Origin of the sequence: Neorhizobium sp. T25_13 (genome assembly GCF_002968675.1) — a bacterium.
GTDB lineage: Bacteria > Pseudomonadota > Alphaproteobacteria > Rhizobiales > Rhizobiaceae > Neorhizobium > Neorhizobium tomejilense.
In genome coordinates this window covers 1-25,210 of the sequence record NZ_PVBI01000003.1, presented here as the reverse complement: position 1 = coordinate 25,210, position 25,210 = coordinate 1, and the positions used below count along the sequence as shown (strand labels likewise).

At 60.6% G+C, this 25,210-nt stretch carries 33 protein-coding genes and 1 tRNA gene; 20 read left to right on the top strand and 14 right to left on the bottom strand.

What is annotated here, in order from left to right; all coding sequences use genetic code 11:
- Positions 1 to 78 precede the first annotated feature (78 nt).
- Positions 79 to 1,338, top strand: coding sequence for a TCR/Tet family MFS transporter (locus C5J22_RS07050; protein ID WP_046633066.1), 1,260 nt, complete (start codon positions 79 to 81; stop codon positions 1,336 to 1,338).
- A gap of 128 nt (positions 1,339 to 1,466) precedes the next feature.
- Positions 1,467 to 2,864 carry an MATE family efflux transporter gene (locus tag C5J22_RS07045; RefSeq protein ID WP_105437699.1) on the top strand — a complete coding sequence of 466 codons (1,398 nt, stop codon included), beginning with the start codon at positions 1,467 to 1,469 and terminating at the stop codon, positions 2,862 to 2,864.
- Between the two features lie 29 nt (positions 2,865 to 2,893).
- On the opposite strand, the gene C5J22_RS07040 is transcribed toward C5J22_RS07045, so the two are convergent.
- Both C5J22_RS07040 and carA read right to left on the bottom strand, forming a co-directional pair.
- Complete coding sequence (locus C5J22_RS07040; protein WP_172746556.1) at positions 2,894 to 3,244, bottom strand: antibiotic biosynthesis monooxygenase; 351 nt, start codon at positions 3,242 to 3,244, stop codon at positions 2,894 to 2,896.
- Positions 3,245 to 3,339: 95 nt separating this feature from the next.
- Positions 3,340 to 4,545, bottom strand: a complete 1,206-nt coding sequence (gene carA / locus C5J22_RS07035; RefSeq protein ID WP_105438097.1) for a glutamine-hydrolyzing carbamoyl-phosphate synthase small subunit — start codon at positions 4,543 to 4,545, stop codon at positions 3,340 to 3,342.
- 326 nt (positions 4,546 to 4,871) lie between these two features.
- Between carA and C5J22_RS07030 the strand changes: the two genes are divergently transcribed.
- The 4 genes from C5J22_RS07030 to rpoD all read left to right on the top strand — a co-directional run bounded on the left by C5J22_RS07030 (position 4,872) and on the right by rpoD (position 10,633).
- On the top strand, positions 4,872 to 5,324 hold the full coding sequence (locus tag C5J22_RS07030) for a GatB/YqeY domain-containing protein (protein WP_105400554.1): 453 nt from the start codon (positions 4,872 to 4,874) through the stop codon (positions 5,322 to 5,324).
- Between the two features lie 389 nt (positions 5,325 to 5,713).
- Positions 5,714 to 7,717, top strand: coding sequence for a DNA primase (gene dnaG / locus C5J22_RS07025; protein ID WP_105437697.1), 2,004 nt, complete (start codon positions 5,714 to 5,716; stop codon positions 7,715 to 7,717).
- An 88-nt stretch (positions 7,718 to 7,805) separates the two neighbouring features.
- On the top strand, positions 7,806 to 8,153 hold the full coding sequence (locus C5J22_RS07020; RefSeq protein WP_105437696.1) for a GFA family protein: 348 nt from the start codon (positions 7,806 to 7,808) through the stop codon (positions 8,151 to 8,153).
- A 416-nt stretch (positions 8,154 to 8,569) separates the two neighbouring features.
- Complete coding sequence (gene rpoD / locus C5J22_RS07015) at positions 8,570 to 10,633, top strand: RNA polymerase sigma factor RpoD (protein WP_046668753.1); 2,064 nt, start codon at positions 8,570 to 8,572, stop codon at positions 10,631 to 10,633.
- 61 nt (positions 10,634 to 10,694) lie between these two features.
- Here the strand turns inward: rpoD and C5J22_RS07010 are convergent, their stop codons facing one another.
- From C5J22_RS07010 to C5J22_RS06995, 4 genes are read right to left on the bottom strand one after another with little or no spacing between them, the layout of a single operon-like run.
- Positions 10,695 to 11,117, bottom strand: a complete 423-nt coding sequence (locus tag C5J22_RS07010) for a type II toxin-antitoxin system VapC family toxin (RefSeq protein WP_105437695.1) — start codon at positions 11,115 to 11,117, stop codon at positions 10,695 to 10,697.
- Positions 11,117 to 11,359 carry a type II toxin-antitoxin system Phd/YefM family antitoxin gene (locus tag C5J22_RS07005; RefSeq protein WP_046603914.1) on the bottom strand — a complete coding sequence of 81 codons (243 nt, stop codon included), beginning with the start codon at positions 11,357 to 11,359 and terminating at the stop codon, positions 11,117 to 11,119. Before C5J22_RS07005 ends, C5J22_RS07010 begins: the two co-directional genes overlap by 1 nt.
- A gap of 54 nt (positions 11,360 to 11,413) precedes the next feature.
- The gene (locus C5J22_RS07000; RefSeq protein WP_371412587.1) at positions 11,414 to 11,746 is read right to left on the bottom strand and encodes a multidrug efflux SMR transporter; all 333 of its coding nucleotides are present in this window, start codon (positions 11,744 to 11,746) and stop codon (positions 11,414 to 11,416) included.
- Positions 11,747 to 11,763: 17 nt separating this feature from the next.
- Complete coding sequence (locus C5J22_RS06995) at positions 11,764 to 12,327, bottom strand: TetR/AcrR family transcriptional regulator (RefSeq protein WP_172746555.1); 564 nt, start codon at positions 12,325 to 12,327, stop codon at positions 11,764 to 11,766.
- Between the two features lie 162 nt (positions 12,328 to 12,489).
- On the opposite strand from C5J22_RS06995, the gene C5J22_RS06990 reads away from it, so the two are divergent.
- The 6 genes from C5J22_RS06990 to C5J22_RS06965 all read left to right on the top strand — a co-directional run bounded on the left by C5J22_RS06990 (position 12,490) and on the right by C5J22_RS06965 (position 16,875).
- Positions 12,490 to 13,632, top strand: coding sequence for a DUF930 domain-containing protein (locus C5J22_RS06990; RefSeq protein WP_105437692.1), 1,143 nt, complete (start codon positions 12,490 to 12,492; stop codon positions 13,630 to 13,632).
- Between the two features lie 171 nt (positions 13,633 to 13,803).
- Positions 13,804 to 14,844 (top strand): zinc-dependent alcohol dehydrogenase family protein, encoded by a 1,041-nt coding sequence (locus C5J22_RS06985; RefSeq protein ID WP_105437691.1) that lies wholly within the window; start codon positions 13,804 to 13,806, stop codon positions 14,842 to 14,844.
- A gap of 115 nt (positions 14,845 to 14,959) precedes the next feature.
- On the top strand, positions 14,960 to 15,358 hold the full coding sequence (locus tag C5J22_RS06980; protein ID WP_105437690.1) for a DUF427 domain-containing protein: 399 nt from the start codon (positions 14,960 to 14,962) through the stop codon (positions 15,356 to 15,358).
- A 149-nt stretch (positions 15,359 to 15,507) separates the two neighbouring features.
- A complete protein-coding gene (locus tag C5J22_RS06975) occupies positions 15,508 to 15,861 on the top strand; it encodes a DUF1428 domain-containing protein (protein ID WP_046625741.1) in 354 nt (117 codons plus the stop codon).
- Positions 15,862 to 15,941: 80 nt separating this feature from the next.
- Positions 15,942 to 16,364, top strand: a complete 423-nt coding sequence (locus C5J22_RS06970) for a secondary thiamine-phosphate synthase enzyme YjbQ (RefSeq protein ID WP_105437689.1) — start codon at positions 15,942 to 15,944, stop codon at positions 16,362 to 16,364.
- Positions 16,365 to 16,518: 154 nt separating this feature from the next.
- Positions 16,519 to 16,875, top strand: a complete 357-nt coding sequence (locus C5J22_RS06965) for a hypothetical protein (RefSeq protein WP_105437688.1) — start codon at positions 16,519 to 16,521, stop codon at positions 16,873 to 16,875.
- Positions 16,876 to 17,042: 167 nt separating this feature from the next.
- Here C5J22_RS06965 and C5J22_RS06960 read toward each other — a convergent pair whose 3' ends face one another.
- Positions 17,043 to 17,792 (bottom strand): SIMPL domain-containing protein, encoded by a 750-nt coding sequence (locus tag C5J22_RS06960; protein ID WP_105437687.1) that lies wholly within the window; start codon positions 17,790 to 17,792, stop codon positions 17,043 to 17,045.
- 241 nt (positions 17,793 to 18,033) lie between these two features.
- Between C5J22_RS06960 and C5J22_RS06955 the strand changes: the two genes are divergently transcribed.
- Positions 18,034 to 18,109, top strand: a tRNA-Ile gene (locus tag C5J22_RS06955).
- A 67-nt stretch (positions 18,110 to 18,176) separates the two neighbouring features.
- Here C5J22_RS06955 and C5J22_RS06950 read toward each other — a convergent pair.
- Positions 18,177 to 18,581: a hypothetical protein gene (locus C5J22_RS06950; protein ID WP_105437686.1), complete on the bottom strand. Its 405-nt coding sequence runs from the start codon at positions 18,579 to 18,581 to the stop codon at positions 18,177 to 18,179.
- Between the two features lie 94 nt (positions 18,582 to 18,675).
- On the opposite strand from C5J22_RS06950, the gene C5J22_RS32030 reads away from it, so the two are divergent.
- The 4 genes from C5J22_RS32030 to C5J22_RS06930 all read left to right on the top strand — a co-directional run bounded on the left by C5J22_RS32030 (position 18,676) and on the right by C5J22_RS06930 (position 20,616).
- Positions 18,676 to 19,158 carry a hypothetical protein gene (locus tag C5J22_RS32030; protein ID WP_371412565.1) on the top strand — a complete coding sequence of 161 codons (483 nt, stop codon included), beginning with the start codon at positions 18,676 to 18,678 and terminating at the stop codon, positions 19,156 to 19,158.
- 31 nt (positions 19,159 to 19,189) lie between these two features.
- Positions 19,190 to 19,660 (top strand): hypothetical protein, encoded by a 471-nt coding sequence (locus tag C5J22_RS06940; RefSeq protein ID WP_105437685.1) that lies wholly within the window; start codon positions 19,190 to 19,192, stop codon positions 19,658 to 19,660.
- Between the two features lie 97 nt (positions 19,661 to 19,757).
- A complete protein-coding gene (locus C5J22_RS06935) occupies positions 19,758 to 20,258 on the top strand; it encodes an ImmA/IrrE family metallo-endopeptidase (protein ID WP_105437684.1) in 501 nt (166 codons plus the stop codon).
- On the top strand, positions 20,248 to 20,616 hold the full coding sequence (locus C5J22_RS06930; RefSeq protein WP_105437683.1) for a hypothetical protein: 369 nt from the start codon (positions 20,248 to 20,250) through the stop codon (positions 20,614 to 20,616). Before C5J22_RS06935 ends, C5J22_RS06930 begins: the two co-directional genes overlap by 11 nt.
- On the opposite strand, the gene C5J22_RS06925 is transcribed toward C5J22_RS06930, so the two are convergent.
- Positions 20,617 to 20,913 carry a winged helix-turn-helix domain-containing protein gene (locus tag C5J22_RS06925; protein WP_105435689.1) on the bottom strand — a complete coding sequence of 99 codons (297 nt, stop codon included), beginning with the start codon at positions 20,911 to 20,913 and terminating at the stop codon, positions 20,617 to 20,619.
- Between the two features lie 52 nt (positions 20,914 to 20,965).
- Between C5J22_RS06925 and C5J22_RS06920 the strand changes: the two genes are divergently transcribed.
- Genes C5J22_RS06920 through C5J22_RS06910 form a run of 3 tightly spaced genes read left to right on the top strand, consistent with a single transcriptional unit; the run spans position 20,966 to position 21,929 of the window.
- Positions 20,966 to 21,151, top strand: a complete 186-nt coding sequence (locus C5J22_RS06920; protein WP_105437682.1) for a hypothetical protein — start codon at positions 20,966 to 20,968, stop codon at positions 21,149 to 21,151.
- Positions 21,148 to 21,639, top strand: coding sequence for a hypothetical protein (locus C5J22_RS06915; protein WP_105437681.1), 492 nt, complete (start codon positions 21,148 to 21,150; stop codon positions 21,637 to 21,639). The genes C5J22_RS06920 and C5J22_RS06915 overlap by 4 nt, the downstream gene beginning before the upstream one ends.
- Complete coding sequence (locus tag C5J22_RS06910; RefSeq protein ID WP_105437680.1) at positions 21,636 to 21,929, top strand: hypothetical protein; 294 nt, start codon at positions 21,636 to 21,638, stop codon at positions 21,927 to 21,929. The genes C5J22_RS06915 and C5J22_RS06910 overlap by 4 nt, the downstream gene beginning before the upstream one ends.
- A gap of 2 nt (positions 21,930 to 21,931) precedes the next feature.
- Here the strand turns inward: C5J22_RS06910 and C5J22_RS06905 are convergent, their stop codons facing one another.
- From C5J22_RS06905 to C5J22_RS06890, 5 genes are read right to left on the bottom strand one after another with little or no spacing between them, the layout of a single operon-like run.
- Entirely contained in the window at positions 21,932 to 22,375 is a 444-nt protein-coding gene (locus C5J22_RS06905) for a DUF4376 domain-containing protein (RefSeq protein ID WP_105437679.1), read from the bottom strand.
- 1 nt (position 22,376) lies between these two features.
- Positions 22,377 to 23,618, bottom strand: a complete 1,242-nt coding sequence (locus C5J22_RS06900) for a hypothetical protein (protein WP_105437678.1) — start codon at positions 23,616 to 23,618, stop codon at positions 22,377 to 22,379.
- Complete coding sequence (locus C5J22_RS31070; RefSeq protein ID WP_172746554.1) at positions 23,618 to 23,776, bottom strand: hypothetical protein; 159 nt, start codon at positions 23,774 to 23,776, stop codon at positions 23,618 to 23,620. Before C5J22_RS31070 ends, C5J22_RS06900 begins: the two co-directional genes overlap by 1 nt.
- A gap of 40 nt (positions 23,777 to 23,816) precedes the next feature.
- Positions 23,817 to 24,314 carry an AlpA family transcriptional regulator gene (locus C5J22_RS06895; protein WP_105437677.1) on the bottom strand — a complete coding sequence of 166 codons (498 nt, stop codon included), beginning with the start codon at positions 24,312 to 24,314 and terminating at the stop codon, positions 23,817 to 23,819.
- Positions 24,298 to 25,113, bottom strand: coding sequence for a hypothetical protein (locus C5J22_RS06890; RefSeq protein WP_172746553.1), 816 nt, complete (start codon positions 25,111 to 25,113; stop codon positions 24,298 to 24,300). The genes C5J22_RS06895 and C5J22_RS06890 overlap by 17 nt, the downstream gene beginning before the upstream one ends.
- Between the last annotated feature and the right edge of the window lie 97 nt (positions 25,114 to 25,210).

Sequence of the window (25,210 nt, the reverse complement as noted above, 5' to 3'; positions counted from 1 at the left end):
TTTTCTTTTGCCGTTATGTAAGCACCCGGCGAGTTGATCGTCTTTCCAGAAAACACCATTGCTAGAGAGACATTTATAATGCTCGACCCGAAATTTGTGCGCCGCGGCCTTTTCCTCGTCTTCATGATCCTTTTCCTCGATGTCATCGGAATCGCGATCATCATGCCTGTGCTGCCGGCCTTCCTGCGCGAGCTGACCGGCGACGACCTGAGTGCGGCCGCGGTCGACGGTGGCTGGCTGCTGCTCATCTATTCCGCCATGCAATTCCTGTTTGCGCCGTTGCTTGGCAACCTCAGCGACCGTTTCGGCCGGCGGCCGATCCTGCTCGCTTCCGTCCTTACCTTTGCGCTCGACAACCTGATCTGCGCGGCGGCCACCAGTTTCTGGATGCTGTTCGTCGGTCGCGTCCTCGCCGGCATTTCCGGCGGTAGTTTCGCCACCTGCTCGGCCTACATTGCCGACATCAGCAACGACGAGAACCGCGCCAAGAATTTTGGCCTGATCGGCATCGCCTTCGGCGTCGGTTTCACGGTCGGGCCGGTGATCGGCGGGCTGCTCGGCGAGCTCGGACCACGCGTGCCGTTCCTCGGCGCGGGTCTGTTGTCGCTTGCCAACTTCGTGGCCTCCTGGTTCCTGCTGCCGGAAACGCTCGATAAGGCGAACCGCCGCAAGTTCGAGCTGAAACGCGCCAATCCGCTGGGCGCCCTGCGCCAGATGCGCCACTACCCGGGCATCGGCTGGGTCATGCTGGTGATGTTCCTCTACTGGCTGGCGCATGCGGTCTATCCGTCGGTCTGGTCCTTCGTGTCGGCCTATCGCTACGGCTGGAGCGAGGGGCAGATCGGTCTGTCGCTCGGGCTGTTCGGCATCTGCGCCGCCTTTGTCATGGGGTTCATTTTGCCGAAACTGGTGCCGGTGCTCGGGGAATGGAGGACCGCGGTGCTCGGGCTTTGTTTCTCCTGCCTCGGCCTCACCGGCTATGCCTTCGCGTGGCAGGGGTGGGTTGTTTACGCCGTCATCCTCGTCACGACGATCGAGAACGTCGCCGATCCGGCGCTCCGCAGCATTGCCTCGGCCAAGGTGCCGCCGTCGGCGCAAGGGGAGCTGCAGGGCGCGATGACAAGCCTCACCAGCCTGACGACGATCGTCGGCCCGGCGATCTTCACGCTGCTGTTCAGCGCGTTTACCGGAGAGAATGCAACGATGGAATTCGCAGGGGCGCCATACATGATGGCGGCGATTTTCATGGCTTGTGCCATTCTGGTGTTTTTGACCCGGATTTCACGAAAGACGGCCGCGGGTCCGCTCGAAGCCGAGCTTACGCATCAGATTTCTTGAAGAGACGTCCAAAAATTCTGCTTAATCGCCTGTAAGTGTTGCCGCACGGATGATGCTCCTCTATAGGCTGCATCATCCGCCGCTCGCCAGTTTCTGGAAGCGGCTTTTTTCGTCTGCGGAGGAGTGTCATGTCGAGCCTTTCCACCACCATGGCTGTGACGACGACGGACAATTCCTGGTCCGCGCATATGCGTGCGACATTTGCGCTCGGCGTGCCGCTGGTCGGGGCGCAGCTGGCGCAGATGGCGATCAACACGACCGACGTCATCCTGGTCGGCTGGCTCGGGACAACCGAACTCGCCTCGGTGGTGCTCGCCACCCAGATGTTCTTCCTGGTCTTCATCTTCGGCACCGGCTTTACCAGCGCCGTGGTGCCGATGGTGGCTCAGGCGCTCGGGCATGGGGATACCCGCTTGGTGCGCCGTACGGTGCGCATGGGGTTGTGGATCGCGCTCGCCTTTGGCGTGCTGACGGCCCCGCTCCTATGGTTTTCGGCACCCATCCTTCTCGCGCTCGGGCAGCAGCCGGATGTCGCGGCGAATGCGCAAAGCTATCTGCGCATCGCCCAATGGGGTATTTTCCCGGCACTGGGGCTGATGGCGCTTCGAAGCTTCGTCACCGGACTCGAGAAGGGCGGCATCGTGCTCTACGTCACGATCGTGATGTTCTTCATCAATGCCGGCGTTGCCTACCTGCTGATCTTTGGCCATTTCGGCGCGCCGAACATGGGGCTGCACGGGGCTGCGATCGCTTCGGTCGCTGCCAACCTGTTCGGGTTCGTCGCCGCCCTGCTTTATGTGGAAAGCCAGCCGAAGATGCGCGCCTACGAGATCTTCGTGCGCTTCTGGCGGCCGGACTGGAGCATGGTGCGCGAGATCGTCGTGCTGGGCCTGCCGATCAGCTTCACCATTCTGGCGGAGACCAGCCTGTTTTCGGCCGCTTCCCTGCTGATGGGCATCCTCGGCAAGCTGGAGCTCGCAGCCCACGGCATCGCGCTGCAGCTGGCGGCGATCGCCTTCATGATCCCGCTCGGCCTGTCGCAGGTAGCGACGGTGCGCGTCGGGCTCGCCAACGGCCGCGGCGATCTTCTGGGTGTGAAGCGGGCCGCCATCGCCGTGCTGGTGGTCAGCGTGCTCTTCACGACGATAGGCAGCGTGCTGTATGCGACGATCCCGCGTTTCTTCGGCAATCTCTTCCTGGATATACGCAAGGAGGATGCCGCGACCGTGCTGGAACTGGCGGTGCCGCTGATCGTGATCGCCGGGGCTTTCCAACTGGTCGACGGGCTGCAGGTGGTCGGTGCCAGCCTGTTGCGCGGGCTCAAGGATACGCGGGTGCCGATGGTGCTGGCGTTGATCGCCTATTGGCCGATCGGTTTCTCCTGCGCCTGGGTATTCGCATTCCCGCTCGGTTTTCGCGGCGAGGGCGTCTGGTTCGGCTTCGTCACCGGGCTTGCGGCCGCGGCCGCATTGCTTTGCGGCCGCTTCTGGCTGCTGGTAAGACGCCGGACGACAAGGGCTCACTGAGAGCCCGCTCGTCCGCGCGGCTCAGACGGTCAGGCGGGCAGAAGCTCGCGGACCTTGATCGGAGCATAGAAACCAACGTTCGCTTCGACGCCGAGCTCGCGGCTGAGAGCCTGACGGTCGATGCCCGCTTCCCTGTCCGACCGTGCGACAGCAGCGATAATCGGCTGGAGGACGTGCTCGCCCTCGAACTGAATGATGGTGATCAGGCTGAGAATGTCGGCGCCTGCCTGCTGTTCCAATATCATGTCGTCGATGAAGCCGGGCTGCTCGCGCATCACCCGGTGGGTGCGTTCGAGAAGCTCCATGAATTCAGGCCGTGCCTCTTCCGGCAACGAGAACCTGTTGACGCGGACCACGCGTCCGCTGTGTATTTCGCTCATATGAAAAACCCCTGCTCGAGATGAACAGGGGTTTTATGGGACCTCAACCAAAGTTGAGGTCAATAGGGTCGCTGGATTTTTTCAAAGCGCCGAAATCAGCGTTCCGCGAGGGCGGGTTCGCCCTTCTTCTCGCGCACCATGTTGATGAAGCGACGGAAGAGGTAGTGGCTGTCCTGCGGGCCGGGCGAGGCTTCCGGGTGATGCTGGACCGAAAAGACCTGTTTGCCGGTGACGCGCAGGCCGCAATTGCTGCCGTCGAAGAGCGAAATATGAGTCTCCTCAACGCCTTGCGGCAGAGACTTCGAATCGACCGCGAAGCCGTGGTTCATCGAAACGATCTCCACCTTGCCGGTCGTGTGATCCTTGACCGGATGGTTGGCGCCGTGATGGCCCTGGTGCATCTTCTCGGTCTTGGCGCCGAGCGCCAGGCCGAGCATTTGGTGGCCGAGGCAGATGCCGAAGGTCGGGATATCCGTCTTGATGACGTCCCTGATGACCGGCACGGCATATTCGCCGGTCGCGGCCGGGTCACCCGGGCCGTTCGACAGGAAGATGCCATCCGGCTTCAGCGCCATGATGTCTTCGGCCGAAGTCTGGGCGGGGACCACCGTCACTTTGCAGTCGAGGCCGGCAAAAAGGCGCAGGATGTTGCGCTTCACGCCGTAGTCGACGCAGACGATATGGTATTTCGCGTCTTCCGGCTGCAGTTCGCCGTAACCTTCGTTCCAGACCCAGGGTTTCTGGCTCCACGGCGAGGACTGGCCGGATGTCGCCTCCTTGGCGAGGTCGAGGCCTTCGAGGCCACTCCAGGCCCGGGCTTCGGCCTTCAGGGCTTCGATGTCGAAGACGCCGTTCGGATCATGGGCGATGACGGCGTTCGGGGCGCCGTTCTGGCGGATCCAGGCGGTCAGCGCGCGGGTGTCGATGCCGGACAGGCCGATGATGCCGCGGGCCTTCAGCCAGCCGTCGAGATCCTTGCCGGCGCGGTAGTTGGAGGGCTCGGTGATGTCGGCCTTGAAGATCGTGCCGACCGCGCCGCGCCTTGCTGCCGGCGTCAGGTCCTCGACGTCTTCTTCGTTGGTGCCGATGTTGCCGATATGCGGGAAGGTGAAGGTGACGATCTGGCCGAGATAGGAGGGGTCGGTCAGGATTTCCTGGTAGCCGGTCAGCGCGGTGTTGAACACCACTTCGGCCGGCACCTTGCCGGTCGCGCCGATGCCGGTTCCTTCGATCACGGTGCCGTCGGCCAGAACGAGCAATGCGGTGGGTTTCTTGATTGTCCAGGGGGCGGTCGCGGTCATATCCATCCTTCTGCCTCACCGGTCCCGTCCCTTGAAGAGACAGGCTGCGAGGGCCATCTATGGTCGTGAGAGACGGGCGCGCGGAAATCCCGGCGCAAGCCCAAACCTCTAAATCTCGTGCAGGTGCCGGAAAATAGACAAAGCGGACGAGGTGGTCAATCTCGCCGCTCAAGAATTCCACGAGGATTATAGCCTATGGGGATTCAACGGTTTGGGTGATTTGATTTGATCGGCCCGGACCTGTCGTCTATGACAACGGTGTGAATGCCAAGGAAAAGCCACAATTCACCATGCCTGCGGCCGGCTTTTTCCCAAGGAGAAAAACGATGATGCGCGACAAGCTTTCCGATGCGCTCAAGGAATCCATGAAGGCCAAGGACACCCGCCGGCTTTCGACCGTGCGGCTGATCCAGACCGCGATCAAGGATCGCGATATCGCCAATCGTGGTCTCGGCAAGGACCCCGTCAGCGACGACGACATCCTGCAGATCCTGCAGAAGATGGTGAAGCAGCGCGAGGAATCGGCAAAGATCTATCAAGACGCCGGACGCGCCGAACTTGCGACGCAGGAGCGCGAGGAAATCGACGTCATCAAGGGGTTCATGCCGGAGCAGCTTTCCGAAGAGAAAGTCCGCGAATTCTGCCAGGCCGCGATCAGCGAGACCAGCGCGCAGGGCTTGCGCGACATGGGCAAGGTCATGGGCGTGCTGAAGGAAAAGCACCCGGGCCAGATGGACTTCGCCAAGGCTTCCGGCCTGGTGAAGGATCTTCTGAAGTAAGCTGCCCTTTTCAAGCCCGGCAAACGAAAGGCGGGAATCCGATCATCGGCTTCCCGCCTTTTTGTTTCTCCGAATCTCGCTGGCCGAGTTGCGGATTTGCCACCGGCGAGACGGTACGAGGCGTCGCAACACGCCCTGTACCGGAATCAAAGGAAATTCCTCCGTTGCCGGCACTTCCCACTTCAGAAAGAGCCAAATCCCCAGGCGCCTGTCTGGCAAAATTACAAAAATATAGTCTTGCCGGCTCACGATCCGTCAAAAATTTGACCGAGTGGCGCCGGCGAGCCGGTTGCCCCGTTCGCTCCCTGTGAATAGCGGGAAGCATTTCCCTTGGCGGTGGCGTTCCTGAAGGTCTGCGCTTATATGGAAGCTGGCCGTAAGAGGTAGAAATGCGCTTTTCCAACAGTTTTCTCGACGAGATCCGCGACCGCGTGCCGATATCGGCCGTTGTCGGCCGTCGGGTGACGTGGGATCGCAAGAAGACCAATGTGTCGCGCGGCGACTATTGGGCCTGCTGCCCCTTCCACGGCGAAAAGAGCCCGAGCTTCCATTGCGAGGACCGAAAAGGCCGATACCACTGCTTCGGCTGTGGTGTCACGGGCGACCATTTCCGGTTCCTGACCGAGCTCGAAGGGCAGAGTTTTCCGGAAGCCGTGCAGACGGTCGCCGATATGGCCGGCATCGCCATGCCGCAGCCGGACCCCCAGGCCGAGAAGCGCGAGAAGGAACGCACGACGCTGCTCGACGTCATGGAACTGGCGACGCAGTTTTTCCAGGACCAGCTCCAGAGCGCCGTCGGGGCCAAGGCGCGCGCCTACCTGCGCGATCGCGGGCTGACCGGCCGCACGATCGAGACCTTCCGTCTCGGCTATGCGCCGGAAAGCCGCAATGCGCTGAAGGAATATCTCGCGGGTAAAGGGGTGCCCAAGGACCAGATCGAGGCCTGCGGGCTGGTGGTGCACGGGGAGGGGATCGCTGTCTCCTACGACCGCTTTCGCGACCGCATCATGTTTCCGATCCTGTCGTCGCGGGAAAAGGTGATCGCGTTCGGCGGCCGTGCAATGGCGCCGGACGCGCCGGCGAAATACCTGAACTCCAACGAGACCGAGCTCTTCCACAAGGGGCGGGTGCTCTACAATTTTTCGCGTGCCAGACGGGCTCAGGGTGTCGGCAAGCCGGGGCAGGGCGAGGGCACGATCATCGCCGTCGAAGGCTACATGGATGTCATCGCGCTGCATCAGGCGGGCGTCGAGAATGCCGTGGCGCCGCTCGGCACCGCGCTCACCGAAAACCAGCTTGAGCTTCTCTGGCGGATGACCTCGCAGCCGGTGCTCTGCTTCGACGGCGACGGCGCGGGCCTCAGGGCTGCAAGCCGTGCCGCCGATCTGGCGCTTCCGTTTCTGAAGCCCGGAAGATCGGTGCGGTTCGCCCTGCTTCCCGATGGCAAGGATCCGGACGATCTCGTCCGCCATGAGGGCCGCGCGCCGTTCGACAAGGTGCTCAACGAAGCAAAGCCGCTGGTGGAGATGATCTGGCAGCGCGAGGCATCGTCGGCAAGTTTCGATACGCCGGAAAAACGCGCCGAGCTGGAGGCGCGGCTGAAGCAGATCGTTTCCGTCATCGCCGACGAAAACGTGCGCCGCCATTATCAGCAGGCCATCCGCGACCGGCTGAACAGCTTCTTCGCGCCGGCGCCGCGCGGCGGGGGCGACCGGCGCCAGAATTTTCAGCGCGGCTCAGGTGGTGGCAGGCCAGGCCAGGGCGGTCCGCCGCAGGGACCGCGTGCAGCAGGACGGGCTGCCGGCGTTTCGGACCGGCTCGCCCGCTCCGGCCTCGTGCGCGGTTACCGCGACCTGCCGGCGCTTCGCGAAAGCGTGCTGGCGCTCACCATCGTCAACCATCCCCAGCTTCTGCTGGAGGAATATGACGAGATCGCCGCGATCGATTTCGAGAACCGCGACCTGCAGCGCTTCTGGTCGGCGATGCTGCCGGCAGCCGCGACTGCGGGCGCCAGCCTTTCGCGCGAATACCTGATGCAGAGGCTTGCCGGCGAGGGGTTCGACGTGATGCTGAAGTCCCTGGACCAGCAGGTGCGCAACGCGCGGCTGTGGACTGCAACCGAGATCGCCGCGCTGGAAGATGCGCGTGAAGGTTATCGGCAGGCGCTGTCGCTGCATAAGCGCACCAAGGCGCTCAGGCTCCAGAAAATCGAACTGGAGCGGGAAATCGCCGAAACAACCGAAGCGGGCGATGCGGGTGAGATCGAGCCGCTGCTGCGGGCGCTGTCCGAAGTCCAGCTCGAAATTCTCCGGATGGAAAACCAGGAAGCGATCATCGACGGGTTCGGGGTGCTTTCCGGTCGAGTGAAGGGGGCCGCCGTCAGCCACGGCTGAGGGGCATGCGGCGCGGAAGTCCCGCCCCTTGCCGAACGATGGCGTGGCCCTATTGTATCGGCGTTGAGTCGGCGGAGTGGGGAGCTTGATGCAGATTTCGGGAAGTTGTCATTGCGGCAAGATAGCCTTCGAGGCGGAGGGCGAGTTCGGCACCGCGATGGAATGCAACTGTTCCCTCTGCCGGCGAAAGGGCGTGCTGCTGGCTTTCGTTCCGCGCAGCCAGTTCCGGCTCGCGACCCCGCGGGAGAACCTTTCCTCCTACCAGTTCAACAAGCATGTGATCACGCACTACTTCTGCGCCACTTGCGGTATCGCACCGTTCAGCGAAGCGACGATGCCGAACGGCGCGGAGATGGCGGCGATCAATCTGAGATGCGTGCCGGAAATCGACATTGCCACGCTGACGGTAACCCAGTATGACGGTGCTTCCCGCTAGGGAATATGCCGGACGAAAAGCATAAGCCTTTATGTCTACGCAAACCCTTGTCTTTCAGGGCCTACCGCCTACATATCGGTTAAATCTGGTGAGCGTACCCCTATTAGACCCCCTTAAAGGGCGTATTTTTGACATTTCCTGGGTATGACCTACGGAAATGCTTGACGGGGCGTTAATTTGTGGGAATCACCATTTCAAGGCAAAATAGGCGGAGTGGGTCAATAGCACCGAACATGACCGGTGATCCTCTTGTAGGACGGTCCTGAGTCAAAAACGGCCGCCGAATGGTAATCGGGAATTAAAGGTCATTCCGTTACGTGTTGGACAGTGATTCGCGACTAAGGCGGTCAACCCCGTCTTCAGCCGGTGGCCACGAAGCGCGGCGAAAGTAGCGTTCAGGGAAAGCGACGAAATACATGGCAACAAAAGTCAAAGAAAACGAAGAAGCAGAGAACGAACGCGAAGGCTCGCACGACGGTCCGCTTCTCGACCTTTCTGACGACGCCGTCAAGAAGATGATCAAAGCCGCAAAGAAGCGCGGCTATGTCACCATGGACGAGTTGAACTCGGTGCTGCCGTCGGAGGAAGTCACCTCCGAGCAGATCGAAGACACGATGGCGATGCTGTCGGACATGGGCATCAACGTCGTCGAAGACGAAGAGGCGGAAGAAACCACCGCCAGCGACGACGATGCTGACGGCGACAGCGATGACAATGAGAGCGAAGGCGGCGAAATCGCCACCACCTCCAGCACTGCGCTCGCGACCGCGAAGAAGAAAGAGCCGACCGATCGTACCGACGACCCGGTGCGCATGTATCTGCGCGAAATGGGCTCCGTCGAGCTTCTTTCGCGCGAAGGCGAAATCGCGATCGCCAAGCGCATCGAAGCCGGCCGCGAAACGATGATCGCCGGGCTCTGTGAGAGCCCGCTGACCTTCCAGGCGCTGATCATCTGGCGTGACGAACTGAACGAAGGCACCACCCTGCTTCGCGAGATCATTGATCTCGAAACGACCTATTCCGGTCCCGAAGCCAAGGCAGCGCCGCAGTTCCAGAGCCCGGAAAAGATCGAGGCCGACCGCAAGGCCGCCGAGGAGAAGGAAAAGACCCGCAAGGCTCGTTTCTCCGCTGCCAACGACGACGACATTACCGCTGTCGGCGGCGATGGCATGAACCTCGAGGAAGAGGAAGAGGACGACGACGAGTCGAGCCTTTCTCTCGCCGCGATGGAAGCCGAGCTGCGTCCGCAGGTCATGGAAACGCTCGACACGATCGCCGACACCTACAAGAAGCTGCGCAAGCTGCAGGACCAGCAGGTCGAGCAGCGTCTGGCGGCAACCGGTACGCTGTCGTCCGCCCAGGAGCGTCGCTACAAGGAACTCAAGGACGAGCTGATCACCGCGGTGAAGTCGCTGTCGCTCAACCAGAACCGTGTCGATTCTCTGGTCGAGCAGCTCTACGACATCTCGAAGCGCCTGATGCAGAACGAGGGCCGCCTGTTGCGCCTCGCCGAATCCTACGGCGTCAAGCGTGACTCGTTCCTCGAACAGTACCAGGGTGCCGAGCTCGATCCGAACTGGATGAAATCGATCGCCAATCTGGCCGCCCGCGGCTGGAAGGAGTTCGCGCGCGCCGAGAACACCACGATCCGCGACATCCGCCAGGAAATCCAAAACCTTGCGACGGAGACCGGCATCTCGATCGCCGAATTCCGCCGGATCGTCTCGATGGTCCAGAAGGGCGAGCGCGAAGCACGCATCGCCAAGAAGGAAATGGTCGAAGCGAACCTTCGCCTCGTCATCTCGATCGCCAAGAAGTACACGAACCGCGGACTGCAGTTCCTCGACCTCATTCAGGAAGGCAATATCGGCCTGATGAAGGCGGTCGACAAGTTCGAATACCGCCGCGGTTACAAGTTCTCGACCTATGCCACATGGTGGATCCGGCAGGCGATCACCCGTTCGATCGCCGACCAGGCCCGCACGATCCGCATTCCGGTGCACATGATCGAGACGATCAACAAGATCGTTCGCACATCGCGCCAGATGCTGCACGAGATCGGCCGCGAGCCGACCCCGGAAGAACTGGCTGAAAAGCTCGCAATGCCGCTCGAAAAGGTCCGCAAGGTCCTGAAGATCGCCAAGGAGCCGATCTCGCTCGAAACCCCCGTGGGCGACGAAGAGGATTCGCATCTCGGCGATTTCATCGAGGACAAGAACGCGCTTCTGCCGATCGATGCGGCCATCCAGGCGAACCTGCGCGAAACCACGACCCGCGTCCTCGCCTCGCTCACGCCGCGTGAAGAACGCGTGCTGCGCATGCGCTTCGGCATCGGCATGAACACCGACCACACGCTCGAAGAAGTCGGCCAGCAGTTCTCGGTCACCCGCGAACGTATCCGTCAGATCGAAGCGAAAGCGTTGAGGAAGCTGAAGCACCCGAGCCGCAGCCGCAAGCTGCGGAGCTTCCTGGACAGCTAACGGTTTCAGCGGTTAGAAAATCAGAGAGACCCGGTTTGCGAGAGCAGGCCGGGTTTTTCCGTTACAGGAGGATGCTGCGCCCGCCGAGGGCGTTTGCCGCGGAAGCGAGCCGCTTGTCCAGCGTAAAGATTTCCGCGCCGGCTTCCATTGCGACGGCGAGATGCAATGCGTCGCCCGAGCGGAGGCCAACGTCGATATCGTCGGCGAGCCGCGCGGCCGCGACGAAATGGCGAGAGAATATCGGGAGTATTTCGAGGGATTGAGAGGCCATGCGATTGAACCCCGCCAGTGCCAGTTGCCGCAGTTCCTGGGGCATTCGTTCGTGTCTCGCTTTCACCGAGAGTGCGGACGAAAACTCGGTGATTGTCCACTCGCTGACGAGAGTTCGCCGGTCTCCGTTCCTCGCAAACCAGTCGAGCACTCTTTCGACGGATGTCTCTCCCACCAGCAAAGCAATCAGGGCTGATGTATCGATGTAGAACATCAGTAGCGTTCGTCGTCCCTGAAACGTCGCATGAATGTTCCGGCGTCTTCACTTTGCGGAGGCATTTTCTCCCGTATCGCCTTGAGCATCTCGAAGTCGATTGGCTGCTTTTTCGACCGCGGAGGCGCAAGCTGCGCGACTGCCAGTCCGTCGCGTGTAATCTCAACCGTCTCGCCTTGTGCGACGCGGTCGATCAATTCGCCGAGTTTTTCTTTTGCTTCCGCCAGAGTGATCGCAGTCATCGTGATCTCCTGATCATTCCCTGCAAATATACGTCCGAAGCGTCGTTTCCGCAATCAATGCCCGACCGAGCTTGAAAACACGTTGACCACCACCACGCCGGAGATGATCAGGCCGAGGCCGATCATGGCGGCGGTGTCGAGGGTCTGGCGGAACAGGATCAGGCCGACGGCCGAGATCAGCACGATGCCGAGGCCGCTCCAGATCGCGTAGGCGATGCCGACCGGCAGGGTGCGCAAGGCGATCGACAGGAGATAGAAGGCAATACCATAGCACAGCCCCATGAGGATGGTCGGAAGCGCCCGGGTGAACTGCTGGCTCTGCTGCAGGAAGGTGGTGCCAACGACTTCCAGCACGATGGCAGCGGCAAGCGAGCCGTAGGTGAGGATTGCGGGGTTCATTTCCGTTACTCTTGTTTCGTGAGGTTATGGAGTTGGTCACGAAGTTCGGCGAGCTCTTTCGCCGGTAATCCGTCCGCTTCCATGAGATTGGCGAGCCATATGCCGTCCGCGGCGTAGCGCGCGAGCTTGAGGGCCGGGTGACTGTCGGTCTGCGCATGACGCTGCAGCCGATCGCGCATCCATTCCGACCAGATCTGCCTGAGTCGCGGATCGGTCATGCAGGAGATCGACAGCGCCGCCCAGGGGCTTTCAGGCCCATCGCGGGTCACCTGGAAAAAAGCGTCGACATAGGCGCGCGTGAACCGGCCGCGATCGGTTTCGTCCTCGTTCATCAGCCGGTCGATCTCCATATCGAGCTTGCCGAGGAGATCTTCGAAGACGGCTTCGATCAAAGCCTGCTTGCTCGGGAAATGATGCAGCAACCCGCCCTTGGTGACGGAGGCCGCATCGGCGACCGCCTGCAGGGTGAGGCTGGCGAGACCTTCGGAAACGGCGCATCGCGCCGCATGATCCAAGAGGGATCGCCGCACGTGGTCTGGCTGCTTTTCGCGTCTGTGAGCTTTCGACATGAATAAACATACCTTATGGTCGGTTTGTTTGCAACGGCAAACTCCTTACGAGTCCCATGGGAGAGGGGCGGCAGCGCAAATCGCTCCGGAAAGCTGGATTTTGCATTGTTTTGATCATTCGGGGACTCGATACGGCCGGCTTTCCATCTTACATCCGCTGCCATGACGGATTTATCTGGAAAGCCGCGCGGCGACATAAGATGGGGTATTCCTGCCTCCATCCTGGTGCATGTCGTTTTCGCGGCGGCCCTTTTCTTCCATCTGCCGGTCGATCAGTCCGAGCCGCAGAAGGAGGAGACCGTCCAGGTCGAAATCGTGCCTCCGCCGGAAGAGCCGGAAAAACCGAAACCCGAGGAAAAGAAGGCCGAGGAAAAGAAGCCGGAAGAGGCGAAACCGGAGGAGACGAAACCTCCGGAACCTGCAAACCAGGAAGAGGCCAAGAAGGCGGAGCCAACCCCGCCGCCCGAGCCGCCGAAGCAGGAAGAGGCGAAGAAGGCGGAGCCGCCACCTCCGCCTCCGCCGGCGCCTGAGGAAAAGCCCACCGAGCCGCCGTCCCCCGAAGAGGCCAAGAAGCAGCCTTTGCCGGCTCAGCGCCCCGTCTTCGAATTCGGCGAGAAGGATGCCGGGCCGAAAAAATCTCTGACCGGCAATGCATCGAAGGAAACGACCAGCCCGCCCGCCGAGAGCAAGGTGGATGCGAAGTCCGTCGAACCGGTAAAACAGGCCAAGGAGGCGCCTGCCGTCGTGGAGGCACCACCGGCCAATCCGGTGCCGGACGATATCCAGCTGCCTGAGGTCGGCATTGCGGCGGCCAACGGATTGCAGAACGGTCCCATTGCCGGCACCTCGCCGGATGCGGCCAAGACCGAGATCGTGACGGCGCCGCCAATCGCTTCGCCCAAGAGCGACACTTCCAAGACGCCGCCCCCCGGCAAGCCGGTCGAGCTGACGGAGGCAAAGACGCTGTTTTCGCCGAGTGCGACGGACGATCCCATTGCTACCATCGCGATGGGCAGCATTCCACGGAGCGTGCGGGCAGGGCAACTCTGCTGGACCGAACTGAACCTGCAGCTGCGGCATTCGCCCCAATCCTTCAGGCCGGAAATAGTGCCGGTTTATGAACTGTCGAGCGGATCGGTTTTGGAGATCAAGCGCAGTGAGTTTCGGGCGAACGCGCAATGGTATGACCTCAGGTTCCGCTGCGAGGTGAATGAGGACGCCACCAAGGTAATCTCCTTCGCCTTTGAAGTCGGCAAGCCGGTGCCGCGGAGCGAATGGCGCAAGCGTGGCTTTCCCGGATTCTAGAAGCAGTGTCGGCCCTGCGGAGGATGGAGCGGTTCGGGGCTAATTTCACGGCGTTCCGGTCATCGTGATGAGACTGAGCCTAGCCGCCCCGGTCGGGCAAGCCAGATCTCTACTCGATTGACCCGCGAGCCTCGTCGACTATGCTTCACCCGATTCAAGATGAGGCCCGCCATGAAAGCCATGTTCTACGATGCCTTTGAAAAGGCGCCGGAAATCCGCAATGTTCCCGATCCGGAGCCGACATTTGATGGTGTCGTGGTCAAGGTCGGCGCGAGCGGGCTCTGCCGCAGCGACTGGCATGGCTGGATGGGGCATGACCCGGATATCCGCCTGCCGCATGTGCCGGGACATGAACTGGCCGGCAAGGTGGTAGCGACCGGCAAGGGCGTCATGCGCTTCAAGATCGGCGACCGGGTGACGGTGCCGTTCGTGTCGGGCTGCGGCCATTGTTCCGAATGCCATTCCGGCAACCAGCAGGTCTGCCCCAACCAGTTCCAACCGGGCTTTACCCATTGGGGTTCGTTCGCCGAATATGTGGCGATCGACTATGCCGACACCAACCTCGTGCACCTGCCCGAAGAGATCGACGATGCGACGGCGGCAAGCCTTGGCTGCCGGTTCGCCACCTCCTTCCGCGCGGTTGCCGACCAGGCCCGCACCGGGCCTGGCGACTGGGTCGCGGTGCATGGCTGCGGCGGCGTCGGGCTGTCGGCGATCATGATCGCTACCGCGCTTGGAGCGAACGCGATCGGCATCGATCTTTCCGAAGACAAGCTGGCATTCGCCCGCCAATGCGGTGCGGTTGCAACCATCAATGCGAGCACGGTCGCCGATGTGGTCGAGGCGGTTCGCGAGATCACCGGGGGTGGCGCGCATGTGTCGATCGACGCGCTCGGCCATCCGGTCACCTGCTTCAATTCGATCAAGAATCTCCGCCGCCGCGGCCGGCACGTGCAGGTCGGGCTGATGCTCGGCGAGCACGCCACGCCCTCGATCCCGATGGCACAGGTGATCGGCCATGAGCTTGAGATCTATGGCAGCCACGGCATGCAGGCCTGGCGCTACGACGCGATGCTCGCCATGTTGAAGGCCGGCAAGATGAAGCCGCAGCAACTGATCGCCAAGCGGATCAGCCTCGAAGAAGCTGTGCCGGGGCTGATGACGCTCGACAGATCCGAAACGCCCGGCATCAGCGTGATTACCACGTTCTGACGGGTGACGCGGCGATTGTTCGCCGTCGATGGCCGGAGCATTCCGCTTCGGCCGCTTGGTGGCGTTTCGGGACGCCCTATATCGGGAACATGCGTCGAACCCGAAAGGACGAACCATGAATGCCAGGGCACAGAAAATCCCAGGGCCGGATCACCCGATTACCGTTACCCACAATCCGGCGCGGGTAGTGGTCAAGCTTGGCGGCAAGGTGATTGCCGATAGCGTCAATTCGCTCACCTTGCGCGAGTCCTCCTATCCGCCGGTCCACTATATCCCGCGCAAGGATGTGGATATGTCGCTCCTTGAGCGGACCGACCACCAGAGCTACTGCCCGTATAAGGGAGAGGCTTCCTATTTCAGCATTCCGGCTGGCGACGAGCGTTCCAGGAATGCCGTCTGGTCCTACGAAAACCCTTACGAAGCCGTCTCCGGGATCAAGGAACACGTCGCCTTCTATCCCGACCGGGTCGATTCCATCGACGAGCTTGGCGCCCCTGAAGCGGGTCAGTTCTGACAGGCGGACGGGCCGCCGAGCGTGTGCTCGCCGCCCTTCTGAGCTTTGAGGGTGAGAAACCTGGAGGGCGAAGAAAAAGCCGGTGCACTTGTCGACTTTGCTTTCCCTCCCACGTCCTTGGGGTGTTGACGCAACCAAGGAGGAAAATCATGCCCTATGTCGACGGGTTTATTCTTGCCGTGCCCAAGGCCAATCTTGAACGCTACAAGGACATGGCGCGCCTTGCCGGCACCGTGTGGATGGAAAACGGCGCATTGTCCTATGTGGAATGCTTGGGCGACGACGTGCCCTACGGAGAGCTCACCTCCTTCCCGCGGGCGGTGCAGGCCAAGGAGGACGAGATCGTCATCTTCTCCTGGATCACCTATGAAAGCCGGGCCCGCCGGGACGAGATCAATGCGAGGGTGATGAAGGACGAGCGGTTCTCCGGAAACGAGTGGACGCAGGTCTTTGACGGCAAACGGATGATCTTCGGCGGGTTCGAGCCCTTCCTGACATTGTAGCCGGCCGGTGATAGGAGTGCCGTCTCCCTGCCGGTGCTTCTATTTTTGCTGCCGGCGCCTTCGCCGATAAAGGACCCCCCATGCCCCAGACCGTGATCTCGATCTCCACAAGCGGCCAGGGGCTCTATGAATTCACCGACGCGGCGCAGGACTTTTTGCGCCGCGCGCAAGTGGGCGAGGGGCTGCTTACCGTGTTCGTGCGCCATACGTCCTGCTCCCTGATCATCCAGGAAAATGCCGATCCGGATGTCCGCCGCGACCTGAAGACCTTCTTCTCCCGGTTGGTGCCGCCGACCACCGATCCTGACATGCGCTGGGTCACCCACACCGCCGAGGGTCCCGACGACATGCCGGCGCATATCAAGGCGGCGCTGACCGCCGTTTCGCTCGGCATTCCCGTCAGGGACGGACGGCTGGCGCTCGGCACCTGGCAGGGCATCTATCTGTTCGAACATCGCGATCACCCGCATGTCCGCCAGGTCGTGCTGCATCTTTCGCCGTGACCATTTCGGTACCAGCGGCAGATGAATACCGGCTGAATGACCGGTTAGGATGTTGTTCAGACCCCTTGGGCTAGGGTCGCGCCAATCGCTCGGAAAGGCGAGAGCAACAACCTTTGGGGCCGCAGAACCTGGCCCGGATTTCGGAGAACATTCTATGACCAGCATGATCGTCAAGGCCGGCGTGGCCGCTCTCATCGCGCTCACCGGCCTTTCCGCAACAGCCCCGACGGCTGCTGCCGCCGGCCCGGAATTCGCTATCCAGGTCCAGTATCGCGACCGTGATCGCGATTGGCGTCCGGATCGCGGCGGTGATCGTGACTGGCGTCCGGATCGTGGCCCCCGCGGTTGCTCTCCCTGGCTGGCAGAAGAAAAGGCAAGCCGGATGGGCCTGCGCCGTGCCCGCGTCGTGGATGCCGGCCGCCGGGTCGTGATCGTTGCCGGTTTCGGCCGCCGCGGCCCTGACCGGATCGTTTTCGCCAACGAGCGCGGCTGCCCGGTCATTCGCCGCTAGGCTTCATCCCAAAGGAACCCTTCCGTCTCCATCGCCCGTTGACGGAGGACAAGCGCCCCCACCAGGTCTGACGATCCGGTGGGGGCGTTTTATTTTTTGCCTTTTTGCGGGCGAGGGAGGGCCGGGCGCCATTGAGGCGGCGCCCGGCTTTGTTCAACAGCCCGTAATTACTGCTCGAGGGCAAAGGTGACGTTGACGGTCACCGTATAGGTGTTTTCGCCGCCGGCGACCGGAACCGCTTCGGCGGCCATGTCCTTGGCCATCGCCATGCGCATCATCGGCTGGGGTGCGGGGCGCATGGAATTCTCGCTGATTTCCAGGATCCGGCCGAGCTTGACGCCGGTCGCGTCCGTCAGCGTCCTTGCCTTGGCGAGTGCCTCGGCGACCGCCTTCTTGCGCGCCTCGGTCATCACGTCGTCGGGCTTGTCGTTGGTGAAGGTAATCTGACCGCCCTGGTTGACGCCGAGCTTCACCGAACGGTCGATGAGACCGCCGAGCTTCTGAAGGTCGCGGACCTTGAGGGTGAGCGTGTTGGACACCTCATAGCCGATCACCTGCGGCGGTTCGATGACGCCACCCTTCGGTTCGGGGTGGCGGTATTGCGGATAGATCGAGAAATTGCTGGTCTGAATATCGCGATCGGCGATGCCGTCGCCCTTTATGGCCGAAAGCACGTCCTTCATGGCGGCGCTGCTGGCCGAAAGTGCGGCTTCCGCGGTCTTGCCGTTGCGAACCACCGAAAGCGTCAGGACGGCCATGTCGGGCGCCACCGAGGCCTGGCCCTCGCCGAGCACATTGATGACCGGTTCGCGGGGGCGGATATCCTGGGCCAGGACCTGGCCCGCGGAAGAGACGGCGACCGCACCGGCGAATGCGGCTGCAAGGACGAGACGTGACGACGAAAGCGCAACGCGCATGGATGTTCTCCCCGATCTGTCAGGGCGGAGGGGAATGCTGCTCCCGGACCGCCCGCCATGTTCCGTCTGCCGCGCGAACCCGCCGAAACGGGAATCGGCTCGGCCTGTTCGCGCCAGACGAGCCTACCTGCCGGTTGATTGTGAAGCTATTGCGGCAACGGCTTGTAGCATCTCGTGAATTGCGTTAGAGCGGACCTTGATGTGACGGCGGACCATTGCGCCCCACTTCTGCCGGATCGGCGGGCCTGTAGCTCAATGGTTAGAGCCGGCGGCTCATAACCGCTTGGTTGGGGGTTCGAGTCCCTCCGGGCCCACCAGCATTTTCCAGGGTTTTAGCGCTAAGCGCCACCTTTCCTGAAATTCTGGGCAACTTCTGGGGCAACATCAGCAGGCTAGCCGGCGAGCTCTTTCGATAGACCCGGCCGCGGCGCTGATCTCCCTATGAATTCCCGAGAGGCCATACTGGAGGGCGTTCACCGCTTGTACGAGATCCGGATCAGCCGAGAGACCCTCAAGGGCGAGATCCACGAGTTCTGCAAAGCCTCGCGCCGCGCCCAGCTTGTCGACGCCCTCCAAGAGCGCGGACGAAAGCGCGGGTCCTTCAAGGCTGATCTCAAATTCATAACGGGGCTTTTGGCCCATAGATGCAGCGTAAATCACGAGCTGACCCTTTTTAGGCACCTGATCGAGAAGGGAGCCGATCTCCCGCGCGAGTTCGGCGATACGCTTTTCGATGATGGCTTCAGTTGGCACGCCTTCAGCGGCGGCCGGAACGGTGGTGTTCGGCATTAAAATCTCCGGTTCTTGCGTTAATCAATACTTAGGGTATTATCTGATACCAGAGGAATCGTCAATACCTGGGGTATTATTCTAGCGAGGATCAATGATCACGAGTGAGCAGATAAGGGCGGCTCGCGCTCTTTTACGTTGGGAACAAAAGGATCTGGCGAGGGCATCTGGAGTGTCCCTCCCATCTATCAAGCGCCTCGAAACGGAGCCGGGGCTTGTGACTGCCCAAGAGAGAACGACCGCGGCCATAAAAAACGCCCTCCAAGATGCAGGCGTAGACTTTCTTGATACCGCTCAGGTGGCAAATAATTTCGGCGTAGCATTCCAGGAAATCGACTATGAATCGACGGGCCTGCAGCCTTATGGCGACTGGCGGCCTGTTGATAATCAATCCGGTGCCATTTTGGCCCTTCGTAAACTTTGGAAATACGGGCCGCAAGGCAACGGCATTGATAGCGTCTGGGCCGCTTGTGATCAGAAGCAACTCGTGAGGATCGGCGAAGCTATTCTGGATCCGGAGAATGGTGAGTGGAAGCTTCGAACGAAAAAAATCGTTTTCAAAAAGCCGGCGCGATGAGCAACGGCGGGGCCGGCGTGAGGTTGAAGCGATGAACGACGTGCCGACCTGGATCCAGATCGTGCAAGCGTTGGCAACTCCTGCTGTCGCCATCGCTGCCGGGGCAATCGCCTATCGCCAATGGCGAACCGCGCACGAAAAAGTCGTGCTCGATCTGTTCGAGAAGCGCTTTGAGGTATTCATGGGCGTTCGAGAGATCGTCAGTCGGGGCGGAAAGCGTACCCTACTGAGGGATCAGGGCCTGCCAAACGAGCTCCTCGCCAGAGGGCGTTTCTTGTTTGGGCGAGATGTGGTTTCCGAACTGGAGGAGATTCATCGCCTGTGCGCTGAGGTCGATACAGGTTCCCATACGGCCTTCAGGGAACTGCACGAGACGTTCGATCGAATCCTCGTGAAACTCGAACCCTATATGGAGATGAGCCAAAAGCGAGTGAGCTGGGGGGACTGGCTTACCGAACGGAACAAGACCCGCCTTAGCTATGCCGACGAGAAGCAGAAGTGATCCGTGTCGACTGCAGTAGATCTGCGTGCATACCAGCATTGGTAAACGCCCTGGACTCGCTTATATTCAGCCAAATCATACCATCGAGAGGGCATCAATGGACACGTTGACCATTCCGAATTATGCCCGCGTCAAGCGCGAGGTTAAACGCATTCACGACGAGTTCGGTGTCCTCGCGCCGCCCATCAACCCAGCGGAGATCGCAAGAAACCTTGGGGTTGAGGTGGTGTTTGCTAGGTTCGGAGGGGATTTTTTCAATATTTCCGGCTTCTACGATGCCGATACAAAGACCATTATCGCGAACGAACAAGAGTACCCTCTTCGTCAAACCTTCACGATTGCACACGAGCTCGGCCACCACATCTTACACGCAGACTGGGTTCGCTCATCCGAATACAGTGTGCTCATGCGGGACGCCGATTACACTGGCAATGACGCGCAGGAAAAGGAAGCGAACGCGTTTGCCGGTCACCTCCTGGTGCCGCGATTTCTCCTAGATCAGTATTGGCGAACTACCAACGTGGAAGGGCTTTCGAAGCTCTTCGCCGTGTCCGTTCCGGTGATCAAGAACAGGCTGGCGTTTGAATATGGCGTTTGATCGGAAGGCAGCGAAAGAAGCAATCCAGGCAAAAAGCGGCGATGATGCAGAGTTTGATGAAGCCCAAGTCCGAGCTCACGATTTCCAGCTGAAGATAGCCCAAGAAAACAATCGCCACGAAGAGACGATGAGGCGCCACGACCTTGGCTTCCTTGGCAGAGCATTTGGCGGAGAGAAGTCGGCTCCCACCTATATCGCATTTCTGGTAATGGTTGCGATGATGATGGGGGCTTTCTATTGCTGGAGCCGCGCGGGCGAGGCTGGGCAAGCGACCGAATTCTGGTCAGCGCAGGCAGAGAGAGCGATCGCCTTTGCCGCCAGCGCGCTTGCCTACATCTTCGGCCGCGGCAACAAGTAATCATTTCCAGTTTTCCTTGCCGTCGATGCCGGGCGGCCCGGTGATTCCGCGCCGGCGCTTCCAGGGCTCCATCTCATCGGGCGGATAGATGCCCCCAGGCTCATCGGACATTCCATAACGCCAGTCGAGCCAGGCGCGAACGGCAGGCCAATAACGCCGGTTTTTGAAGAGTGGATCCTGTGGGGGAAACCCTTGCTTGGTCAGGACAGCTGCGATGGCTTTCAACTCATCAGTCGGTACACCGATCCGTTCGGCGCACTCCGCCTCGGTTACGAAAAGCTTGTCTAATTTGGCCATTGTGGTTCTCCTATGGAAACGTGCAAGTTGGCCACGGCCGCAGGGAGGAATGATGGCACAGCAGGAGATCACCGACCTGATCCGAGCCGCCGAGGCATTCGTCGACGAGCTCAGGCTGTTCGGCTACGGCGAGACGAGCCTGAAACCGTTGCCCGGATCGTTCGAGCCGTTCGTCGCCGCCCTTGAGGCCGCACGCGAGAAGATGATCGACCAGGCGCTGGATCAGGATCCGAAATGATCTGGGAGGCGATGCAAGGCTTTGGCGCGCTTGTCGGCATGGTGACCGCCGCGTTCGTTATCTGGGAGCGCTTCTACCGTTACGAACCTGCCGCCTTCATAGTGGCCCAGCCGCTCATTCCAGGCGGCAGGCAAAAAGGCGCCTACCTTCGAGTGATAAACCGAAGCGAACGACCCATCATCGTGTCATGGCCGAATGGCATCCAAGACAACGCGATGCGCATTGCCCTGAGTCATAGCACTCGATCAATTGTCGTCTCGCTCCTGGAAGGCGAAACGGCCTTGGCAATTGATGGCGAGAAGGATTTCCTGTTTCCTATCCTGAAACCGCCGAACTGGGGCAGCATTAGCGACGACAACACGATCGACATAACGATCCACTGGCGATTTGTTCAGCCGCAGCTCTGGAAGAGAGATCGCGAGATCAAGGTGAGTATCACCAAGCGTTCATGGAACGTCATAGTCGACGAGATCGAGGACGAGGAGTGACCGAGCCCTACCAGCCCGGATACCAATGGAAACGAACGCAGATCGACGAGAATGATCCGCCGACCGATCTGGATTGGATCGGTTATGACGGCGTCGGTGCGGTTGGCAGGATCAGGAAAGAGATGCACGGCCCCACGAAGGGCAAATGGCATTGGGCGGGCTGGGTACCGCGAAACCTGAAGGGAACGACACCAACACCAAACGCCGGCTATTGCGAGACCGCCCGGGAGGCAACGCGGATGGTCGAGGAGTATTGGGACCGCTGCAAGGCGGTGATGGAGCCGCGGTGACCCTATGGCCAATAGGCCGGATTGGTGGCGAAATCGGACGGAATAGGGTCCATGTCCTTCAGCGCGCGACACGCGAAGATATGGAGCTGCTTGTGAGTCATCGCGGCCTTGCCGAAGGCGAACATAGTCTCAGCGTCCATAGGATGCGAAGCATTGTCGGCGGCTATCCACGCAAACTCTGTGTTCGGGTCGCCATGCCAATGGTAATCACCAGGTTGTGCGCCAGCCACCAAGGCCGCGAGCGCTGCAGTGGATGCGCCCATGATGTTCTCACGATCTTCGGGACGTGATTGATATAAGACCCCTTCGAAGGTGAAGCCTGCAGTGATGCGGCGGTCGCGCTCGGAGTCAACCTCGCCAGAAGTCGGAAAGGCGGGCGGCTCAGGGGTGAATTCCTCTTGGCTGTATGTGCCGGAAATCAGATCATAGATGTATCTCGGCGCCATCTTAGATATCCATTTCTCTGAAGAATTCCACGGAACCGCCGAGTGTGGCAGTGTTGGCAACTGTGCCGAACCGGATGCGATCAAGGGTTCCCGGTAGAGTAACCAAAGAAGTGGCCATGACCATGCCACCACTAATCACTTGGACAACTGACGTCACTAGCCATTGGTTCGTACTTCCTATGCGAGTTAACATGAGGTGACCGATGTAGGGCCCTACCATACTCGCAGTTTGATAGGTAACCGGATGCCCCGTGGTCAACGCGGCACCGCCTGCGCCGCCTGTGCCCGCAAAACCTGCGGAGCCTTCGTACCCAGTCGTGACTACGCCAGCCGAGCTGCCTAGCTGCATGAACAGTTGAGCGGCAGCAGATACAGTCACCTTATTCAGGGCTACAAAAATACGACGTACGCCTGTTGGTATCCCAATTATGTCCTGACTGACACCTGACAACGTAACCACGGCGTCCGTTTTAATCCCCATCGCCCCAAGGTCCACGGGAGAATCCGGCATCGTAACGACCCGATCGGCCGTCAATGCTGTGGTGTTGAAGGTTAGAGCGCGGGGTGTTCCAGCCGCGTTGAATAGTTTGAAACTCGCGGAATCGAACTGGGCGTTGGCGATGGTGCGCGACGTTTTGAAAGTGCCGGCCAGGAGTTCGGAATACAGGAGACTGGTCAGCAAGCCGGCGGAGACATCATAGACCGGGATCTTGTCGTTATTTGCCAAATTGGCGCCGGTAAGCGCCGGTGCGTTATTGATCGCGGAGCCTGTCACGTCGCCGTTGCTGAGGTAGGTTCGAAAGGAGGTGCCGTCTCCTTTGAGGATGACCGAACCGCCGGCCGGGACCGTGATCGCGGCATTGACGCCATCGATCAGCTCAGCGCCGGTCGGGGTAATGCTCAGCACGCCGACGCCGATATTTTTGAAGCCGGCAACGAACTTGGATGTGAGGGCCGCAGCGGTACCAAGCGTGAAGTTGATAGCCGTCGCCTTGTTAGCCACCAGCATCTTGCCGATATCGCCGACGACGATGGGATAATCGTTCGTCTTGATGTCTTGCAAGTAACCGAAGGCACCGTCGTTCTTGCCGTCATCGCGTGCCAGTGGGATGCCGCCAGCCGTCACCCCATCGTGTACGACGGCCGTCTTCTTGTCCGTATCTACGGTGACTTCGGCAAGGGCGCCGGTGAATGCCGCGTGCTGGGCCGTGGTGCCGCGACGGTGGCGAATTTGGGTGGCCATTAGATATCTCCCCGGTTCTCGAAACCAGACGGGGGTACGTCGATCTCGCCAAAATCGAGCGGCGGATCGCCTAGCTCTTTCGGATCGTCAAGTTGGCCGAAGTCCAGGCGGTCATCGGCCGGTTTTGGCAGCTCAGATTTGGGTTCGGTCGTTTTCATTTTAGGAAGTATCATCGCGTCCACCTCAGCGAGCAAAGCACTACGCGACCTCTGCTAATTGCTTGAAATTCCTGGTTGCCCGCGGCAGTTCGACGAGAACGAGGGCAACCCTGAGACCGCCCAGCCACAGCGGCAGAGTGTCGGGGCCGACGCCGCGGCCATAGTGGCGTTGATAATTCTCAAGCTTGGAGGTGTAGCCCTCCTGCATCCCCGATCTGGCGTCCAGCTCGATCATCGTCATCTTTCGCCGCGCGCGCTGGGCAATCATCGCGTTCACGAATTGGTCGTAGTCGGTGATGAAGCCTGAGACGACGGGAAAGCCTTCGATCGACTCCGGCACATCCGGATTGAGCCCGGCGCGGCGCAACTCCCATTTCAGGATTTCCGCCTCATCGAAGAAGTGGATGCGGTTGATCCAGATAGGTTTCGGAAATGCGATCTCAGGATGCTGGGACCACCGCCGCAGGGTGTGGCGACTGATTCCATATCGTTGGCAAACATCTGCCGTGGAGAGCTTGCGGTTATTCGGCTTCGGCATCGGTCGGCACCGGGATCGACTTGGCGATATAGGCCATGTTCATGGCGAGGTCGCGCTCGATGCGCCCTTCGACGGCGCTGCGCTCCTCTTCCGTCCAGCGTCGTTCGAGTATTCGCCGCCCGGACCAGGTAACGTCTCCCATCCTGCCGTTGCCGGCCGCATCGTTGAACGCCCGCAAGGCGTCGGCCATATAGTTTCCGATACGAGCTTTGACCGCTGATTCCGTCAACTCATGAATGTCGCGATCTCCCGGCGTATAGACCATTCCCTTGATCCGACGTCGGTTCTGCGGCTGGCTGTTGAAAAGATCGACCGCATCCTGGCAGATGAGCTGCTGGGTGCCGCAGATCTGCAGAAAGTCGAAAATCGAACTGACGGCGAGATCGAAACTCTGTTGGGCCTTGTCCAGCGCCGCGAGCCGCTCCTCCTCGATGGACCTGATGCTTTCGATCAGCGTCGACGCCAGTTGCCGTGCTTGCAGGGTGGCCCGCTCGTCGGCCTCGCGCTGCTCACGCCTCTGGGCTCTAACGATGGCCTTGTCGAGGGCCGCTAGATGCTCGTTGATCAGCAGGATTTCATTGTTGTGCTCGAACTCCTCGCCCAGTTCCAGGGCATCGACTTGCGCTTGGCGGAGTTCATCAAGCCGGGTTTCGGCGGACCGCTTCTGATCAATGAGGGAGGCGGATGAAACGACCTTCTTGCCCGACATTTTGTTTGCTCCGATGCATTTTGAGATGGTGCACGGTGTATCATCGTGCGCGCAACTACGAAAAGCACAGGACTTTTCCAATGCAAGCAATTGATTTTATTATCTGATTTTCGAGGGTGTGCTTTTCGGGATGCGCGGTCAGAAACCGCCGCGCCTGCGGGTGCGAGGCTTCTTGGCGGGCGGGCGG